This window comes from Litorivivens sp., assembly GCF_057445395.1.
In genome coordinates, this window is the sequence record NZ_JBVBUV010000075.1 from 1 (window position 1) to 18,457 (window position 18,457).

The following is an 18,457-nucleotide window of genomic DNA, read 5'->3' on the forward strand; positions in this document are numbered from 1 at the left end:
GAGTCTCGACGATGGTTGGGCCATCAGTATCGGCGGCAAGAACCTGACCGATGAGCGTGAACTCAATCAGGTCATTGATACCGCCATGTTCCCCGGCACCTACAATCCCAGCCAGAATCCAGGACGGGAATTGTTTACCAAAGTTAGCTTTCGCTGGTAGCCGTAGCCGATTGAAGAACCCGCAAAACCGGCGCTACCAGACAGCATCATCGGGTAGGCGCCGGGCTTGCGCCGAACGAGCCAACTACGCAGTGAAATACTGCCGCGCCGCCTGGTTTACTTTGGGCGCCAGCAGCAGGGCAGATATCATGGTGGGAATCGCCATCAGCGCGTACATGGAATCCACCACGCTAACGATTACCTTAAGCGACGCCACGGCTCCCAACACGACTAACACTGCATACAACCACACATAGTGCTTTTGATACTCAGCGCCAATCAGAAAGCCCAGACACTTGCTGCCGTAGTACCAGAACGTAAAGACCGTGCTCATACTCAGCACCGCCACCAAAATAGCCAGCAGCCACGCCCCGCCAACCGGAAACAGCAGGTTAAATGCCTGAGCCGTCATTGTTACACCATTGACATCAGCGCTTTGCCATACCCCACTGATCAAGATTACCAGCGCTGTGCAGGTGCAGACTATGAGCGTGTCGATCACCGGGCCCAGCATGGCAACCAGGCCCTCGCGCACAGGCTCTGCGGTTCTGGCCGCACCGTGTGCCATCGCTTCGGTACCAATACCGGCCTCGTTAGAAAAGGCAGCGCGCCGAAAGCCAGTAATGATCACCGCGCCCAGCACACCACCGGCAGCCGCTTCGCCGCTGAATGCATCACTGATAATTAAGCGAAAGGCCGCGGGCACCGCCTCAAGATGCATTATCAACACCGCAAAAGTCAGCAAGAGATAGCCCGCCACCATCAGCGGCACCATTACCGCCGTGACGCGGGCAAGTCGCGGCAGCTGACCCAGCGCAACCACGATAACCACCAACGCCAACAGCAGCCCCAACGTCAGCTCAAACAGAAAATAGGCCTCGCTGGGCAAGCCCGCGGGAACCGCAATCGTGTCGCGCAGTACCTGAACCAACTGATTGACCTGAAATACAGGCATCGTGCCAAACAGGCCTGCCAGAGCAAAGAAATAGGCCAGCGGCCGCCAACGCGGGCCAAGGCCTTCACGTACCACGTACATGGGGCCGCCCTGCCATTCACCCAGACTGTCTTTTCCGCGAAACATCACCGCCAGCGAACAGGTATAAAATTTGGTAGCAATACCCAGCAACGCGCTCATCCACATCCAGAAAATGGCACCTGGGCCACCCATCGCTATCGCAATAGCCACTCCCGCCACATTTCCCATACCCAGAGTTCCCGACAGCGCGGTACTCAAGGCCTGGAAATGGGAAAGCTGACCGGGTTCATTATCGTCAGCGCGACGAGCCAGCAACTTTATGCTTTGCGGTAAATAGCGATAGGGCAACAGCCGGGAATAGAGCAAAAAGAAAATTCCACCACCGGCCAGCAAGGTCACCAGCGGCGGCCCCCATAAAAAGCTGGCCAAATCGCTTAAAAAACGCTGTAAATCATTCATGGGGCGCAAAGCTTACGTGAATGCATAACATCGGGCAAAACCTGATGAAGCCCTATCACCCATTGTATACATTCACTTTGCGAACAGTGCAGGCAATTGTCATGGAACTGCAGCATGCCCTTGCGCTTTCCCGGCAAAGCACACAGCAACGCTATCTCCTACGCCGCCTGCATTCGATTGACGCCATCCTGTAACAATTCTGACATCGTTTCCTAAGACAATACGCGCAAATTCACCAATGTATTCGCGGAGATATGCGATGGTTCCCGACTACTCACGCCGCGCGCTACTGCGCAAAGCTTTTTACGCTGCTGCCGCTTCCGGTCTAGCCCCCGTACTCGCCGCCTGTAATAGCTCCAGCTCATCGAGTAGCTCCAACACCGGAGCAACACCAACCAGCGGCGCCAGCAGTGGCGCACCGGAGCTGAATATCCCGCTGGGGCGACTTGCCGGAATCAGTGACCTAGGCTCGCCCGATCCCTTTACCCAGATTGCAGTACCGGCGGGTTTTGCTATTCGCGCCATTGCCACCTCCCAGCTGCCGGTGCAAACGCCTGCAGCCAGTGCGCCCATGAGCAGCTATCGCTGGCACAGTTTCCCGGATGGCGGCGCCTGTTACACCCGACCCGAAGGCGGCTGGATTTACACATCCAATGCCGAAGTTCCGCAATTGCCACTGGGCGGTTGCGGCGCTATCAGCTTTAACGCCGCCGGCGAAACCGAAGCCGCGTACCCAATTCTCACCGGCACCCGGCAGAACTGCGCTGGCGGAAAAACGCCATGGAATACCTGGGTTTCCTGCGAGGAAGTGAGGGACGGACTCTGCTTCGAATGCGATCCTTATAACGAAAGCGAAGGTATCGCCAAACCATCGCTGGGCCTGTTTCCCCATGAAGCCATTGCGGTAGACCCCATCCACAATGTGATTTACCTGACTGAGGATACCGGCGATGGCCGCTTTTATCGGTGGTTCGCAGACCCCAGTGATATTCAACCCGACGGTCGCCTGGCAATGGAAAACGGTACTCTGCAAGTGCTCAATATTGCAGGGCTCGAAGACGGTGGCTACGAAACCGACGACAGCGCATTGAAGCAGCTACGTCCGGTAAGTTGGCGCGATGTGATTCAGCCAGATAAGGCACAACCCGATGTGCGCAGCGAGATCGAAAGCGCCGGGGCTAATCCGCCCGGTACCGTCTTCGACGGCGGTGAAGGGCTGTGGTATTACGAACTAGCTGCGGGCGATATTCCTGCCGGAGGCCATACAGCGACGCGCGGCGTGATTTTCTTCACCACCAAAGGTGACAATCGGGTGTGGGCGCTGGATATAGAAAACGACCTACTGGAACTGATCTTTGACAACAGTCAGATCGAACCGGATTTCGGCGATGTCGATAACTTGACGGTCAGTCCCTGGGGCGACGTGATTGTGGCGGAAGACCCACCGCAGGCACCCAGCTCACGCATCATGGTGGTGTTGCCCAACCAGCAGGCGCGCCCGCTGGTGGAAGTCTTTCACCCCGGGTCGGAAATTACCGGACCGGCCTTTTCCCCAGACGGGTCACGCCTGTACTTCAGCTCACAGCGCCGCAACGGTACCGGCGAAACCTACGAGTTAAGACTGCCGGACGCACTTTTGCTCTAAGCGTTTATCCGCGGCGGTGCGGAGCCGAAAGCTGGGGTATACAGCAACTCGCTGCGGGTAATAACCCCCGCAGCGCGATAATCAGGCTTAGCCTGCTATCGGGATTGAGCCTGATACCGGAGCTTGACTTCGCTATCAGGCGCACAAAAGCTCTCCAACGATAGAAACGACGGAGCCATGCCGCTCAGTTCCTGTACCGTCAGCGCTAGAGTTGCCAGCGATGAAATCGCGCTACCCACTGCAGCAGTTTCTGCGGTGCGTGTGCTTTACCCCACTCACCGGCAGCATACTTGTTAGCCTCAGCCATGGTCGGGTAGATATGAATAGTCCCCAGAATCTTTTTAAGACCAATACGATGTTTCATGGCCAGAACATATTCGGCTATTAGATCACTGGCATTGGCGCCGACTATGGTCACGCCCAGAATACGGTCTGAGCCCGGCGGGGTGAGCACTTTCACAAAGCCACTGGCATTACCGTCGGCGATGGCTCGATCAAGATCGTCAATACCATAGCGGGTAACCTCAAACTCAATATCTTCGGCCCTCGCATCCTGCTCATTCAATCCAACCCGCGCTATCTCCGGACTAATAAAGGTTGCCCAAGGGATAACCGAATAATCTACCCGAAACTTTTTAAAACGACCAAACAGAGCATTGACCGCCGCATACCAGGCCTGGTGAGCCGCGACGTGGGTAAACTGATAGGGGCCGGTAATATCGCCGCAGGCGTAGATATTCGGGTACCGGGTTTGCATAAAGTCGTTAACCGCGACGGTGCCGTTTTCGCGTTTTTCAAAACCAAGCTGCTCGAGCCCAAAACCTTCCGTATTCGCCTGTCGGCCGATCGCAATCAGCACTTCATCAAACACCAAGCGCACTTGCTGATCACCCGTTGTGACGTACAACACCTTGTCCTTGCCTTCCAGCGCAAAGCGCTCAGCTTTGTGACCTGTTAACAGATTCACCCCGCTGTCACGCAGACCACTTGCTGCCGCTTGAGCCACGTCGTCATCTTCTCTGGGCAGTACGCGGGGCAGCATCTCAACCTGACTAACGCTAGATCCAAGTCGCGCAAACGCCTGCGCCAGCTCACAGCCAATGGGGCCACCACCTAACACAAGCAACCTACCCGGCAAGTCTTGCAAGGACCACAGCGAATCCGACGTGAGGTAGCCCACTTCGTCTAGCCCCGGAAATGGCGGCACCAAGGGGCGCGCACCCGCTGCGAGAATAATATTTTTAGCGGTGAGCGTTTCCACATCTCCCTGCGGATTGCGGATTTCAACCGCCCACGGGGAAATCAGGGTTGCCTCACCCTGCCGGCAATCCACACCCAGCTCACTGTAACGCTCGATGGAATCATGAGGTTCGATTTTCTCAATGACCGACTGGATTCGCCCCATCACCCCCGCAAAATCGGTTTGCGGCGACAGCGGCTTGAGGCCGTAGTCCGGGGCATGGCCGGCGAGGTGATGTACCTGCGCACTTTTAATAAGCGCTTTGGAGGGCACACAACCGGTATTCAGACAGTCCCCGCCCATCTTGTCGCGTTCTATCAGGGTTACGCTGGCTTTGACCGTGGCTGCGATATACGCGCTGACCAAGCCGGCAGAGCCTGCCCCAATAACAATCAGGTTGCGATCAAATTTCTTCGGTTTACGCCAGCCACGATACACCCGCACTGCCTGCATCCGATTGACGATGGCACGGCCGACCCACGGCAACAATGCCAACAGGGTAAAGGCCAGTATAAGCTGCGGCGACAACAGGCCCGCTGGAGACTCGATGCGCGCGAGTTGCGTTCCCGCATTCACGTACACAATCGTACCCGCCAACATACCCAACTGGCTTACCCAATAAAATGTCCAGGTGCGAATGGGTGTCAAAGCCATCAACAGGTTGATGATAAAGAAAGGGAATATTGGCACCAGGCGCAGTGAAAAAAGATACAGTGCGCCGTCGCGTTCCACCCCGCGATTGATGGCTTTCATCCTCTCGGCAAAGCGCTGTTGTACCCAGTCGTGGAGCAGGTAGCGCGCCACAAAAAACGCCAGGGTTGCCCCGACACTGGCCGCAAACGATGCCAGAAAAACGCCTTTTACTAATCCGAATATAGCACCCGCCGCCAAGGTCATAATCGCAGCACCGGGCAGCGATAAAGCCGTGATCACTACATAGGCCAGAAAGAAAAGCACGCCAGCAAGTAATGGCTCTGCATCCACATAAGCGCGAATATCGCCCAACTGACTTTGCAGGTAGTCCAGGCTCAGCCAGCGACCGAGATCAAAAAATAACAGCCCGCCAACGCTCAACACGAGCAGCAGTAGTATCAGGGCTTTTTTCGCCATTGTTTGGTCAGCCTCCGTTGTGCGTCGTAGTGCGGGTTAGATTTCGCTGCAAGAAGCACCGTGACTGAAGCAGCTGAAACAGCGGTGGTGGCGCAGCATGACCCGGGTGTCCAGACTCTCCTTGAGCGTAGCGCCAAGGTTGTAGTGCGGGTCGTCATCCACCAGCGTACAGGCATAAACACCAGTTCTACCACTGTGTTTGACCACCATGCGGCTAAATGCACACATAAACTGCGCGCGACTTTCGCTGGTATGGTGCTCGGTCATACAGTTTTCGGAAATCTCTGGCACGTCGGCGGTGGCGCCGGGGGGGAGAAAATCAGGAAATGAAATCAGGCGCAGGTCTGACGGTAGGCCGACACGATGCAATTCATCCCGATAGGCCTGCTCGACCGCTGCCGTGTCTTCGCCCGACTGCCACTGCCGAGCCACCGACACTTCAAAACCCATGGTGTGCAGTTGCTTCAGCGCGTCAAAGGATTCCGCATAGGTGCCTGCGCCACGACCCGCCTCATGACGCGCGGCATCCGGGTAATCAATACTGATTCGAAATCGCAAAGGGTGCGCGGCATTGACCAATGGCTCCAGTTGGCTAAGACGCTGCAACAGTGGCCGGGTGCCATTGGTGAGCACCAGACAGGGTCTATGCCCCAGCGCGTAATCCAGAATATTGTGAAAATCGCGTGCCACAAAGGGCTCACCGCCAGTAAACGAAAAATTCTCCACGCCCAGCGCTACAGCTTCGTCAATATAGGGCTGCACATCCGCCAGCGTCATCAGCTGCAGACGGTCATCGCCGGGTTTAGAGCCCTCCAGGCAAAAGGGGCAGCGCAGGTTGCAGGCCGTGCCGGTGTGAAACCAGAGTTCGCGCAAACGCGGCGTTTCAATATAGCCGCGGGGCTCGCCGGAGGATGTATGGAGCCAGCTGTCGGAACGGGCGATCAATACCATCAGCAGCAGGCTCCGAACTCGTCATCGCCAGTGTTCGCAAAGGGCATCAGATCACCACAGTCAGGAAAAATACCGTAGTGCACATCAAAGTTGCCAATAAATTCGAAGTACGGAGCGAAACGCGACTCCGCCAGCATGCGCCAGGTATTGCCGCATACCGGAAACACCCGGCCTTTTTCAATCTTGTGGTGACCATCCAGTACAAAGACCTGCTCGCTACCATCAACACCGCCACGGTAAATTACCGCTTGCCCGTAGTCTTCGCAGGCGGGTTCCAGGCCATCAATTTTAAACAGACGGTAGGTCGCCGAAAAAAACTGCGCTGGCGCCAGCTTCTGTGAAATATCCGGATTGTTAATACCCAGCGGGCGATCCTCAACCAGTCGCGGATCTGCAAAACCACTGCGCTTGGCAAGACTGAGAAAATCATTCCAGTACAGGGCGCCGCCAAGGCATTCGCCATAGAGCACCGGGTCAGTGCGCAGTGCGTCCGCCAGCCGGCGATCGCAGTAAACGTCAGAAAAGTAGAACTCACCTCCGGGTTTCAGCACCCGATAGACTTCGCGCAGCACGGCATCTTTATCCGGCGACAGATTGATGACACAGTTTGAGATAACGATATCAAAACTGTTATCAGCCAAACCCAGTTCATCCAGCTTCTCGATGTAACCCTCCAGAAAGGTCACATTGGATTGCGCGTAACCAAATTGATCGCGGTGATAATCCTGGTGCGCACGAGCTACCGCCAACTGTTCTGGCGTCATATCCACACCAACCACATGGCCCGACTCGCCTACGAGCGCTGACAGCGCATAGACATCACGACCACTGCCACTGCCTAGATCCAATATACGCATACCACGCAGCGCAGTGGGCGCCACCAGACCACAGCCGTAGTAACGACTCACCACCTCCGGATGCAGCTTGGCCAGTATCGGTTTGAGCCATTCCGGTGGTGCAACATCGCAACAGGCATCGGTTTGCAGGTCACTGCTGGTTTGCAGTTGTTTGCCGTAATAATCTTTAACTTCGTTTTGCATACTGGCCTTGTGTCATGGCGTTTGAAAAAGATAACGAGTAGTTGTCAGGCGTCCTTGTCGTGCTCGCGCACCGCGCGAACGACCTTAGCCACCTCTGCATCACTTGCGCGGCCATGCATCTGTGGAACAGCGCGCAATAGATCCTGCAATTGTCTGACATAACGTCGACAGTGCCGGCACATTAACAGGTGTACGCGCACAGCCATACGCCGCCCTGGCGACAACTCTGTCGCCAGCAAGGCATCAGCATGCTCCACGATTTCACGGCATTTCAGCATTCGCCCGTTTCCTGGTAATGGTCCACAAGTTTGTACAGCTGGGTGCGAGCCCGATGCAGCAGTACTCTAGCATTGGATGCAGAAATGGCCAGTTCGTTACAGATTTCCTCAAATTCGAGGCCGCCCGCGTCGCGCAATTCCAGCATGGCCCGCTGCCGCGATGGCATGGCTGCCAGCAGGCGCCGAAGACAGGCTTCTAGCTCGCGCTGCATAAGCAATCCGTCAGGAGACTCATCATGCCACGTTACCGGCGGCTTACTCCAATGCCCATTGTCTCGAAACCGATCCGCTAAAGGTTGCCCGTCGTCGCCACTGTCCAGTGACATCTCCCGGCGCTGACCGCGCAGCAACATACGACCTTCATTGATGGCAATACGCGTCAGCCAGGTTCGCAGCGCGGCGCGGCCCTCAAATTTCGGTAGCGCCGAGTAGGCTTTAATCCACGTGTTCTGCACTACTTCTTCGGCATCATTGGAACCGACAATGGCCGTCGCCGTTGCCAGCAACGCACGGTGATGCAGGCCGACCAGCGCAGCAAATGCTCTTTCCTCACGGCGCCGCAGAGCCGCCAGATCTATGCTGTCATCAATTGCCATGAGCCAATCCCGTTGTGATCTCGTGTAGTTGTGACCACGCAGCGCATCATTAAATCCGTACTTTCTGACGTGCCACCCAGTCGAAGTGTCGCTGCAGGGCCGGATCGCGGCGTAGTGCATCAAGTGAGTCAAACTGCTTGGCTAGGGTCATTTCGTCATAGAACCGGTGAATGCCATTGTGGCATTGGCGACAGACCATAATGCCTTCATTGAGTTGCTCACGACTGTACTGCTTTTGAAAAAACGTTCGCCGGTGCAATTTGCGGGGAATTAAGTGATGGAAGCTAAGGTGCGTTTCCCGTCCACACAGGCAACAAGGGCCACGCTTTGCCGCCATACCTGCGCTCACGACTGCGCTGGCCGCCACATCAGTAACAGCGGTGGTGCGTCGTCGGCAACCCGCAGCTCTTCTACAATGTCAAAGCCGAAGCGACGATAAAAGCTGGTGTTTTCCGGTTTCGAATTTTCCAGATAAGCCGGCTGTTGCTGCGCATCAATACGCTCCAGTGCCTTAGCCATTAGCGCGCCGCCGTAGCCTTTGCCCTGATGTTCCGGTCGCGCGGCTATGGCAAATAGGTAGTAGTGATCTGAGGTAGGATGCTTGCGTTCCATCGCCTGATCGATGAGCAGTGCGTTGCGCGCCGCACGAACACCACCCTTGCCAAGGATATGGCGCGCCATGGTCAGGGTTGAGCGCAAGCCGAAATGCTTGTGCACCCCCGGCGGCAGCCACAGACTAGCCGCCTTGTCGGCGCAACGGTGGCCGAAACCCACACGAAGGTAAAGCGCTCGCGCCATCTCGGTGTATACAGGCCGCAAAGCTGCCGGGTTGCGAAATGTCCAACAGTTAACGGGGTCATCCGAAAATCCGGCGGCAATTATATCGCCAGCCAAGCGATGCTCGCCCGGACTGATTGTCTGAAGGCCGTTAGTCATTACGCATAGGGTCCTGTTTTTATGATGTGATAGATACGTAACAAAAGCACTGTTCGGTTCACGCTGCGCGGCTAGGTCTCCGCTTTGAGCATTAAGCACTGGGCCTTGGCATAGCGCTTTGCATCCAGACCGTACTGCCAACTGCGGCGGCTCAGGCGGCTGCGATAGCGCGGTCGCATGACGTAGGTATTGGCTTCAAGCTCGCGGCCATCGTCGAGCGTCACCTGCACCGGCTCGCGGCGATAGTATTCCCCTTCGTAGCGATCCAGTGCCTGCCAACCGCCTGGCGGAATATCCCGAACCAGCACACCGCGAACCTGTGCTCCAGCTTGTTCGATAACAGCCGGGTATGCGGCGGCCTTTACCCCGTAGCAGGCAAAGTCTGGCAGTGTTGCCGGCTCTACCGTGCACTCGCGACCAACCAGCGCCTCCAGCAGGGGCGTATACATCAGCGTACCGTAACAGAATAAATTCGCCATAGGAGATCAGTCGTTAGTCCGCCCGCTGTCGCGTTGACCCGGCTCGCCCTCGGCCCGATAACGCTGGGAATCCTGCCCGAACAACATTTTCCGGGCGGACTCGTCCAGGGTGCCAGGCGCAGGCCGCAAATCCTTGCCAATATCCACCCCTCGACGCAGAGCTGGCCGCTGCTTCAGTTCATCGTACCAGCGCTTGAGATCGGGAAAATTATTGAGGTCAAAACCATAGCGCTTGTACGGCAACACCCATGGGAAGCTCGCCATATCCGCGATGGAGTATTCTCCAGCCAGGTAGGGCCGTGATTTCAATGCATAGTTCATCACGCCCAAAAGGCGATCATACTCATTGAGGTAGCGCGCCTTGGCGTACTGGTTTTCTTCGGTATCCTGGTAATTCACAAAGTGGCTGGCCTGGCCGCCCATTGGGCCGAGATTTGCCATCTGCCAGAACAGCCATTGGGCAACATCGTAAAAACCCCGCTGATCGCGAGGCATGAACTGTCCGCTTTTTTCCGCCAGATACATCAGAATGGCGCCGGATTCAAACACACTCAGCGGCCCTCCGTCAGCGTCGTGATCAACAATGACAGGCATTCGCGCATTCGGATTCAGGCGGAGGAAGCTCTCTTCGAATTGCTCCCCGGCGGCAATGTTCAACGGAATGACCCGATAGGGCAAACCGCACTCCTCCAGCATGATGGTGATTTTCCAGCCATTGGGGGTGGGGGCAAAATACAGGTCGATCACGGCGTGGCGTATCCCTTATAGCGAAAACCCGCGATACGCGGCGTTTTCGGCAGGTAATCCATCTGCAGATCGCCGATAGTAAAGCCACCTTGGGCCAACAGTTCTGGAATACGACGATTGAGATGGCAGCCTCCAGCAACTTTCTTCCACACCGGGTTGATGCGATCTTGCCAGCGCGCCACTGATGCATCGGGGGCCGCCCCATGCTCACAGAACAACAACCTGCCGCCGGGTTTGAGCACCCGGTGCATTTGTTTGAGCGCCGCCTCCCAGCCAGGGATGGTACACAAGGTAAAGGTCAACACCACCGTATCCGCACTGTGGTTGTCAAGCGGGATCTCCTCCCCGGGCAAACCGAGCCATTCCACCTGTACCGGGGAGCGAGCCAGGTTTTTGCGGGCTTTTTTGCGCATACCCTCGGAAGGCTCCAAGCCCCAGACAAAATCCACCTTGTCCGGGTTGTAGTAACGCAGATTCAAGCCGCTGCCCATGCCGACTTCCAGCACTCGACCTTCAGCAGCGCCAAGCAGGCTGCTGCGCTCGTCCATAATCACCTTGTCGCCGCACGCCAGATCGATCACATGCGGCAGAATGTGCTGCTCATAGAATGACATAGTGCCTCCGAAGCGCGCCCTGCTAGCAACCGGCTTCTACGCGGGCGATCATTATTTTGGCCGGTTCTTTTCTAATACCTTTTCAACAATGGCTGTGGTCGAGCAGTCATCAAAAAACGATAACACTTTTACCTGACCACCGTAGGATTCAACGATTTCCCAGCCGACAACGCCGCGCTTGTCGTAATCGCCGCCTTTCACGAGCACATCGGGCTTGAGCACCTGCAACAAATCTTCGGGTGTATCATCATCAAAACACACTACCCAATCAACGGCCTCCAGGCCAGCCAGCACAGCCATGCGCCTGTCTTGGGGGTTAATCGGGCGCCCCGGACCTTTGAGCTTGCTTACTGACGCATCGCTGTTAACGGCGACTACCAGCCGGTTGCCCAGTTGCCGGGCCTGCTCGAGATAGCCCACATGACCGGCGTGGATAATATCGAAACAACCATTGGTAAATACCACTTTTTCGCCGTGGGCGCGGGCATCTTCCAGAGCTAACTGCAGCTGTTCTACCGTCACTGCACCACGCTCACTGCCCTGCTCGCGTTGCACCGCGCGACGTAATTCAGGCGCACTGATCGCTGCTGTGCCCAGTTTACCTACCACGATGCCGGCCGCCAGATTGGCCAGGGCCACCGCATTCGGCAGGTCGTCCCCCGCCCCAAGCGCCGCCGCCAGCACCGAGATCACCGTGTCACCCGCGCCGGTCACATCGAACACTTCCATCGCCCGCGCTGGCAGGTGAAACTCCGGCTCGCCAGGCCGAATCAGGCTCATACCATGCTCGCCGCGAGTGACCAGCAAGGCCTGCAGCTCCAATTCATGAATCATCGACTCGGCTTTTTCTACCAGATCCTGTTCGCTGGTGGTCCGACCGACAATGGCCTCGAACTCATGCAGATTGGGCGTCAGCAGCGTGGCGCCACGGTATTTGCGAAAATCTGTCCCCTTAGGGTCAACCAGCACTGGGATGCCGCGCTTGCGCGCCGCCTGAATGAGGACCTGTGGATCCTGCAGGGCACCTTTTGCGTAATCGGAAATAACCAGCGCTTTCGCCGCTTCCAATTCCTGAAGTGCCCGTTGTGCGAGCGCCGCCGAATCTTCGGGCACGAAGGGGTCTTCAAAATCCAGCCGCAACAGCTGCTGGTGGCGGGAAATCACTCGCAGTTTGGTGATGGTTGGGTGGGCTTCAGCAACCTGCAGGCGGCACAGGATGTTGGCTGCCTCCAGTCGTTGCTGCAGCACCTGACCGGCTTCGTCCCGTCCGACCAAGCCCGCAATCACCGAGGCGCTGCCCAGGGCCGATATATTGAGGGCGACGTTACCGGCACCGCCAGGGCGATCTTCAATCTGTTTAACATCGACCACCGGTACCGGCGCCTCCGGTGACACCCGGGAGGTATTGCCATGCCAGTATCTGTCCAGCATCAGATCACCCACCACCAGAACGCGGGACTGATCAAAACGCGGCATATGTAATTTCATGCAGACCATCCTTAATACAATGGGGCCAAATCATAGCATAGCGCTGACCGGAATCGCCGTTGCCGGGCGTGCAGAAATTGTTTACTGTGCCCGCCTTACGCAATGCTAGTGAGCTGACAACATGGATCTCCCCCTCGATATTTCGGCGATTAAAGGTTTTCTCGGTGACGACGAAGCCGAAACGCTCTATCGCCGGGCATTGGAAGAGTCTGGGAAAGGCCCCGTATTAGAGATTGGCAGCTACTGCGGCAAGTCAACTGTGGTATTAGGCGCAGCCTGCCAACAACAGGGCAGTATCGTTTATGCGGTAGATCATCATCGCGGTTCCGAAGAACATCAAAAGGGCGAGTTCTTCCACGATCCTGAGCTATTTGACGCCGCTGAGCAGCAATTTGACAGTTTTCGGGAGTTCCGACGCAATATCAGCCGCGCGGGATTGAATGACACAGTAGTCCCCTTGGTTGCCGGTTCCGAGGTAGCTTCACGTTGCTGGAACACACCGCTCTCAATGGTTTTTATCGACGGCGGGCATAGTCTGGAAGCAGCACTGACCGACTACCGCTGCTGGGCGGGGCATATTCTGCGAGGCGGCCTTCTCGCCATTCATGACCTCTTCGACAAACCGGAGGAAGGCGGGCAGGCGCCCATTGGCATTTATCGTCTGGCGATTGCCTCCGGCCTGTTTGAACCGCTGGAGCGCACCTCCTCACTGGCGGTGTTGCGCCGCTGCTAGACGCAGACAAACCAGGCGGTAATATTGCTGAATCTGATCAACCTTACCTAACCGACTTCTATACTTAGTACCTCACCGCTGATCATGACGAAATGTGTATCCATGACCACATCGATTCCACGGCTGCTCGGACTCATCCTGCTTGGATTGCTTCAGGGCTGCGATAGCGACGGGGATCGTGATGAGATCCCCGAAGAGCTGATTCGCGAAATTACCATTGTGTCCAGCGCACCCAACGATGGCACGGCAAGCCTGACAACCACACTTACGGCGACACTTTATCTGCCCAAAGAGCATCGGCGCGGTTTACGGTACCCGGTGATCATTCACAGCCACGGCTGGGGTGGCAGCCGGATCTCGTCCACAGAATTTCAGAATCTGAAGCCAGCCACCGCGGCCTCGACACTGGACTACGTCAGCCAGATTGATAGCCAGCTGGTGGCGCTGCGCGAAGCAGGCTATGCAGTGATCTCCTATGACCAGCGCGGTTTCGGGCGCGGCGGTGACGATGGCGACGAGGGCTCTGACGGCGGCAGTCACGGGATGTCGCCGGACTTTGAAATCGAAGATGCCAAAGCGGTGGTCGACTGGGCCGCGACCAACCTGAACCTGATAGAAGATGCTGCTGGTGACCCTCGCGTGGGCTTGCTGGGTAGCAGCTACGGCGGCGCCTTTCAGGTAATGTTGGCGGCAGAAGACCCCCGCATCGACGCCATTGTTCCCTCAATCACCTGGTACAACCTGCGCGACAGTTTTGCACCGAACACTGTGTTGAAAAAGGCGTGGCTCATCGCGATCTGCAACAAAATTGTCGACGAAGACGGCGCAGAGCTGTCAGTGGAAATGGAAGCTGCCTGCACCCAAGTACGCGTCAGCTTCAATCGCGAACTCGCCGACGCACCAGTCACCGAATCGCTGTTTTTTGACAACAGTCTGGCCTCCTATTTCGCTGACCCCGGGTTTTCCATGCCCAAGGTCGACGCCCTGATTCTGCAAGGCATACGCGACACACTGTTCCCGCTGAATGAAGGTATCCAATTGTTCAACCAGCTCGGTACCGGTGGCGGTGATGTGCGACTGCTTGCCCACGAAAGTGGCCACGGTGGCGTGCGCTCAGGCTCAGGCTCCCAGGGGCCGATTGGTCAAGCCTATTGCGGCAAGCTCGACGCTATTACTGTTCTCCGGCGGTGGTTTGATGAAAAGCTCTACCGCCGCAATGGTGTGCCGATACCGCGCATCTGCGCTGCGCTGGACAACCGCCAGTCGGTCCAGGTTGAATCGCTCACTCCGGCCACTGGTGAATTCAGCGTTTCCATTCCACCCCTGACCACGGTGCTGGGCAGCGCGCACAATAACGTGGCCAGCGCCACGGGCGAAGCACTCTTTATCAGTGGCGTAACCGTTACGCGATCAAATCAGGTATTGCTGGGAACGCCAGTGGCACAACTTCTAGTACAAGCTGGCCCCGGTAATTTAGATCCGACACCGACCTCTGGGCTGAACGCTGCTGCCGTTTTTATCGGCATCGGGATAGAACGCGAGGGCACTGTGTTTCTTGTGGACGACCAAATACAGCCCATACTGTCCACGGACGAACGCGCCAACGGCACCCCTGCACCCATCGACCTGGTGGCTGTTGCTGAGAAACTGGAAGCGGGTGATAAAGTTGGCGTACTGCTGTACGGAAAGCATGATCTCTACGAGAATCACCCCATCGGCAGCAGTAGCACCGGCACCAATTGGCAAAACAATGTAGCAACTTTACTGGGCAGAGTTGATTTACCCATTGCCACAATGACGGACATCATTACGCGTTAACAGGCTTGCCCAAGAGTTACACTTTTTGACGGCGTTCGATGTCTAACGCCTCGTCCGTCTCGACTTCCAGTAAGGTAACGCGGTTAAAAAGATGGTGCGCGGCGGTGTATTCGGTCAACGCATCTGCCGCCAACAAAATGGCGCCGGCGGTCCAGGTGGGCTTCTCATCGGGCCACATCAGATCTTCCACAAACTGGTAGCCAGTCCAGTATTCGCCGCTTTTCAGGCGCCACTGATGCAGCCAGCTGTAGACCGTTACCGCGCGCGCGTGATCACCCGCTGCCAGTAGTGCCATTACCAGTTCACAAGATTCCGCTACGGTTACCCATGGCTCGTCAGAAACACAGCGACAACCCATGTCAGTCTCGACAAATTCGTGCCAGCGTTTTTGCAAATGCTCTTTGGCTCGCGCCTTGGGGAAGGCCCCGGAAAGTACCGGATAAAACCAGTCCATTGAATAACGCGACTTACTTTCCCAAGTGCGATCGAAGCGCTCCGGCTTATTCCGCAGGGCTTCGCCCAACTGTTCTCTCGCCACCAGCCAATCGCTGCGTTCTTCGCCCAAGGTCACGGCGATATTGTGGGCGCATTCCAGGCTTTTATAAATGGAGCTACAACCGGTAATCAGTGCGTCGCACATCGGCTCACCGTGGGTATCCACAGCCCAGTTGATTTCACCATGGGGTGACTGCTGGGAAAGCACAAAGCGAATAGCTCGATCGACAGTGGGCCACAGCCGACGCAAGAAATGCTCGCGCCGAGTAATCAGATAGTGGTGCCATACCCCGGTTGCCACATAGGCCACGAAATTGGTTTCGCGGCGCTCGCGATTGTCCACCTCACCGTTTTTGTAGGCGGCCCACCAGCTACCGTCAGCCAGTTGATTTTCGGCGAGCCAGTCATACGCTTTTTCTGCCGCGTCATACTCCCCGCCAATACTGAGCCCCATTGCCGCTTCGGTATGATCCCAGGGATCGGCGTGACCACCTTCAAACCAGGGAATCAGGCCATCGTCACGCTGTACCATTTTGATAAACGCAACGGTCGACTTAAAAAACTCTTTGGGAAATAGCCCCTTGCTGAGAAACACACCACTCATTATGCGGCCCCCTCTGCGCCAACCGGTTTGCGAAAGTACATAACCACACTTTTGCCAACAACCGGATTAAGCAGTGATTCCAACGTGCGAGTAAAACGCGGACGCTCCAGCAGATCCCAGACCAACAGGCGGTGATACTGCTTCACCAGAAAGTTCTGATCCTGCTTTTCCCAAAACAGACACTTCAGCCACCAGAAAGGCGCATGCAACGCGTGCGCCCAGTGACGGTGGTAAAACTGCAAGCCCAACGCCTGAATCTGCCCGCGCAGTTTGGCCGCATCGAAGATGCGCACGTGACCGCCCTCGACCTTGTAATACGCATCGCTGAGAGCCCAGCATATTCGCTCAGGCCAGGCACGCGGCACACTGGCACAAAACAGCCCACCAGGCTTAAGCACGCGCTCAATCTCTTTCAGCACAGCCCGATAATCGGGAATATGCTCTAGCACTTCCGAGCAGATGATTTTGTCGAAGGTATTGTCCGCAAAGGGAAGCTGCAGAGCGTTTGCATTCGCCAGCCCAAAGCCCTTAGCGGTATTGTCAGGTTCGGCAAAATCGGAAAATTTTGTTTGCGCCGTTTTCAGGTCATTGAGACACAAATCCACCCCAACAGCGGTGACATCGGCCTCAACAAAAGCAGAGATAACGTGGCGACCTTCACCACAACCCAAATCCAGCACTTTGTCGCCAGAGGCAAGTAGAAAGTGCTTGAAGTCAACGGTTTGCACGATCGATGACCTTCCAGTAGTAGTCTGTCATTTCCAGCGCAGCTTTGCGCCAGCAGAAGATGTTTTCCATGCGCTCACGCCCGGCCTGAGCCAGCGCACGGCGCTTATCGGGATTGTCGAACAAAGTGGCTACGGCCTGCACGATGGCCTGAGCATCTTTGACCGGCACTTGCATACAGACATCACCCACCACCTCGGGCAAGGCGCCGCCATTGGTAGACACAACAGCAGTGCCGCAAGCCATCGCTTCACCAGCCGGCAAGCCGAAGCCTTCATAAACCGAGGGCACCACAACCACTTCGGCCTCGTTGTAGTAACGCACCAGATCTTCCGTGCTAATCCCCGTCACACACCGAATGCGCTGCTGAACTCCCAATCGCTCTATCAGCCGCTCGGTAGAACCACCTGGCTTGGGTTTGCCTACCAACAGCAACTCGACCTGCGGGTAATGTTGTGCCAAATCGGCCAGCGCACTAATAAGATAATGGGCACCCTTGAGCGGTGCATCTGCTGAAACCGTCGCCATCAACCTGAAGGGCTTTTTGGTCACCTCGGGCATCGGACGGAATACGTCGGTATCAATCCCACAATGCACCAGGTTGATGCTTTCCTGGCTCATCCCAAAAGCATCGGCGATATCCACCTTCGAGCGTTGTGACACTGTCACCACATTTTGCAATTTCGGCGCAACGCTGCGCTGCATGGTGATAAACGAGTGCCAGCGACGAATCAACAGCCGCTGCCAAGCGCTGCGCGCTGCGGCAAGCGCGATGTCGAGGTCGCTGGTAATGGGGTGATGTATGGTGGTGACCAGCGGGAAGCCTTCGCGCTGAAGCTTCAGCATGGACCAGCTAAGGCTTTGATTATCATGAATTATATCGTAGTGGCGGCCATGCTTTCGCAGGTATTTCAACACCCGCCGCCCAAAACAGTGCGGCTCGGCAAAACCACCGGTGAGCTTGCTGGTCCACTCGATGATGTTGGTCATTGACCGCAGATGATGCGGTCGCAACGAGCCTAGCCCGTTCTCAAAGAGGTTGAGCCCGGGCATTTTAATCAGGCGTACCCCCTCATCGAGATGCGGGTAGGGCTGACCTGAAATGACATCAACTTGATGACCGGCCTCAACCAGGGCCTTGCTGAGATAGCGGATATAAATCCCCTGCCCACCGCCATACGGATGGCTACGGTAGCCCAATAGGCAGATTTTCAACGAATGGCTGTGAAGCCCCTCGCTGATAGGGACAATATCAGCGACCTGTTGCCGCGCCTGCGGCTGTGATTTGGCGAGCTGCTCTGAACGCATATTCCGATACTGGCTTTTTTCACAATGACCCCGTCAGCCAGTAACGGCTTTCCGA

The 18,457-nt window shown here is 56.4% G+C and carries 18 protein-coding genes; 3 read left to right on the forward strand and 15 right to left on the reverse strand.

Features of this window, described 5'->3' with window-relative positions:
• Positions 1-244: 244 nt before the first annotated feature.
• Positions 245-1,594: an alanine/glycine:cation symporter family protein gene (locus AC222A_RS16085; protein WP_372759563.1), complete on the reverse strand. Its 1,350-nt coding sequence runs from the start codon at positions 1,592-1,594 to the stop codon at positions 245-247.
• Between the two features lie 259 nt (positions 1,595-1,853).
• Between AC222A_RS16085 and AC222A_RS16090 the strand changes: the two genes are divergently transcribed.
• Positions 1,854-3,239: an alkaline phosphatase PhoX gene (locus AC222A_RS16090; protein WP_372764001.1), complete on the forward strand. Its 1,386-nt coding sequence runs from the start codon at positions 1,854-1,856 to the stop codon at positions 3,237-3,239.
• Positions 3,240-3,444: 205 nt separating this feature from the next.
• Here AC222A_RS16090 and AC222A_RS16095 read toward each other — a convergent pair whose 3' ends face one another.
• The 11 genes from AC222A_RS16095 to hldE form a co-directional block, all read right to left on the reverse strand.
• Complete coding sequence (locus AC222A_RS16095) at positions 3,445-5,589, reverse strand: FAD-dependent oxidoreductase (RefSeq protein ID WP_372748736.1); 2,145 nt, start codon at positions 5,587-5,589, stop codon at positions 3,445-3,447.
• 36 nt (positions 5,590-5,625) lie between these two features.
• Positions 5,626-6,540: a radical SAM protein gene (locus AC222A_RS16100; protein ID WP_372748737.1), complete on the reverse strand. Its 915-nt coding sequence runs from the start codon at positions 6,538-6,540 to the stop codon at positions 5,626-5,628.
• Positions 6,540-7,580 (reverse strand): methyltransferase domain-containing protein, encoded by a 1,041-nt coding sequence (locus tag AC222A_RS16105; protein ID WP_372748738.1) that lies wholly within the window; start codon positions 7,578-7,580, stop codon positions 6,540-6,542. The genes AC222A_RS16100 and AC222A_RS16105 overlap by 1 nt, the downstream gene beginning before the upstream one ends.
• Positions 7,581-7,624: 44 nt before the next feature.
• Positions 7,625-7,858 carry an anti-sigma factor family protein gene (locus AC222A_RS16110; protein ID WP_372780792.1) on the reverse strand — a complete coding sequence of 78 codons (234 nt, stop codon included), beginning with the start codon at positions 7,856-7,858 and terminating at the stop codon, positions 7,625-7,627.
• Positions 7,852-8,454 (reverse strand): RNA polymerase sigma factor, encoded by a 603-nt coding sequence (locus AC222A_RS16115; RefSeq protein WP_372748740.1) that lies wholly within the window; start codon positions 8,452-8,454, stop codon positions 7,852-7,854. The genes AC222A_RS16110 and AC222A_RS16115 overlap by 7 nt, the downstream gene beginning before the upstream one ends.
• Before the next feature lie 49 nt (positions 8,455-8,503).
• Complete coding sequence (locus tag AC222A_RS16120; RefSeq protein WP_372748741.1) at positions 8,504-8,791, reverse strand: hypothetical protein; 288 nt, start codon at positions 8,789-8,791, stop codon at positions 8,504-8,506.
• Positions 8,792-8,799: 8 nt separating this feature from the next.
• Positions 8,800-9,390 carry a GNAT family N-acetyltransferase gene (locus AC222A_RS16125; RefSeq protein WP_372748742.1) on the reverse strand — a complete coding sequence of 197 codons (591 nt, stop codon included), beginning with the start codon at positions 9,388-9,390 and terminating at the stop codon, positions 8,800-8,802.
• A gap of 71 nt (positions 9,391-9,461) precedes the next feature.
• On the reverse strand, positions 9,462-9,869 hold the full coding sequence (locus AC222A_RS16130; protein ID WP_372748743.1) for a gamma-glutamylcyclotransferase family protein: 408 nt from the start codon (positions 9,867-9,869) through the stop codon (positions 9,462-9,464).
• Positions 9,870-9,875: 6 nt separating this feature from the next.
• The gene (locus AC222A_RS16135) at positions 9,876-10,616 is read right to left on the reverse strand and encodes a glutathione S-transferase N-terminal domain-containing protein (protein WP_372797732.1); all 741 of its coding nucleotides are present in this window, start codon (positions 10,614-10,616) and stop codon (positions 9,876-9,878) included.
• Positions 10,613-11,230 (reverse strand): class I SAM-dependent methyltransferase, encoded by a 618-nt coding sequence (locus AC222A_RS16140; protein WP_486775253.1) that lies wholly within the window; start codon positions 11,228-11,230, stop codon positions 10,613-10,615. Before AC222A_RS16140 ends, AC222A_RS16135 begins: the two co-directional genes overlap by 4 nt.
• 51 nt (positions 11,231-11,281) lie before the next feature.
• Positions 11,282-12,718: a bifunctional D-glycero-beta-D-manno-heptose-7-phosphate kinase/D-glycero-beta-D-manno-heptose 1-phosphate adenylyltransferase HldE gene (gene hldE / locus AC222A_RS16145; protein ID WP_372764148.1), complete on the reverse strand. Its 1,437-nt coding sequence runs from the start codon at positions 12,716-12,718 to the stop codon at positions 11,282-11,284.
• Between the two features lie 121 nt (positions 12,719-12,839).
• Between hldE and AC222A_RS16150 the strand changes: the two genes are divergently transcribed.
• Together AC222A_RS16150 and AC222A_RS16155 are read left to right on the forward strand one after the other, a co-directional pair.
• Entirely contained in the window at positions 12,840-13,451 is a 612-nt protein-coding gene (locus tag AC222A_RS16150; RefSeq protein ID WP_372750501.1) for a class I SAM-dependent methyltransferase, read from the forward strand.
• Positions 13,452-13,553: 102 nt separating this feature from the next.
• On the forward strand, positions 13,554-15,269 hold the full coding sequence (locus AC222A_RS16155; RefSeq protein WP_486775254.1) for an alpha/beta hydrolase: 1,716 nt from the start codon (positions 13,554-13,556) through the stop codon (positions 15,267-15,269).
• A 16-nt stretch (positions 15,270-15,285) separates the two neighbouring features.
• Here AC222A_RS16155 and AC222A_RS16160 read toward each other — a convergent pair whose 3' ends face one another.
• Genes AC222A_RS16160 through AC222A_RS16170 form a run of 3 tightly spaced genes read right to left on the reverse strand, consistent with a single transcriptional unit; the run spans position 15,286 to position 18,402 of the window.
• Positions 15,286-16,368 (reverse strand): prenyltransferase, encoded by a 1,083-nt coding sequence (locus AC222A_RS16160; RefSeq protein WP_372750287.1) that lies wholly within the window; start codon positions 16,366-16,368, stop codon positions 15,286-15,288.
• Positions 16,368-17,096, reverse strand: coding sequence for a class I SAM-dependent methyltransferase (locus tag AC222A_RS16165; RefSeq protein ID WP_486775255.1), 729 nt, complete (start codon positions 17,094-17,096; stop codon positions 16,368-16,370). Before AC222A_RS16165 ends, AC222A_RS16160 begins: the two co-directional genes overlap by 1 nt.
• Positions 17,083-18,402 (reverse strand): glycosyltransferase family 4 protein, encoded by a 1,320-nt coding sequence (locus AC222A_RS16170; RefSeq protein WP_486775256.1) that lies wholly within the window; start codon positions 18,400-18,402, stop codon positions 17,083-17,085. Before AC222A_RS16170 ends, AC222A_RS16165 begins: the two co-directional genes overlap by 14 nt.
• Positions 18,403-18,457 lie beyond the last annotated feature (55 nt).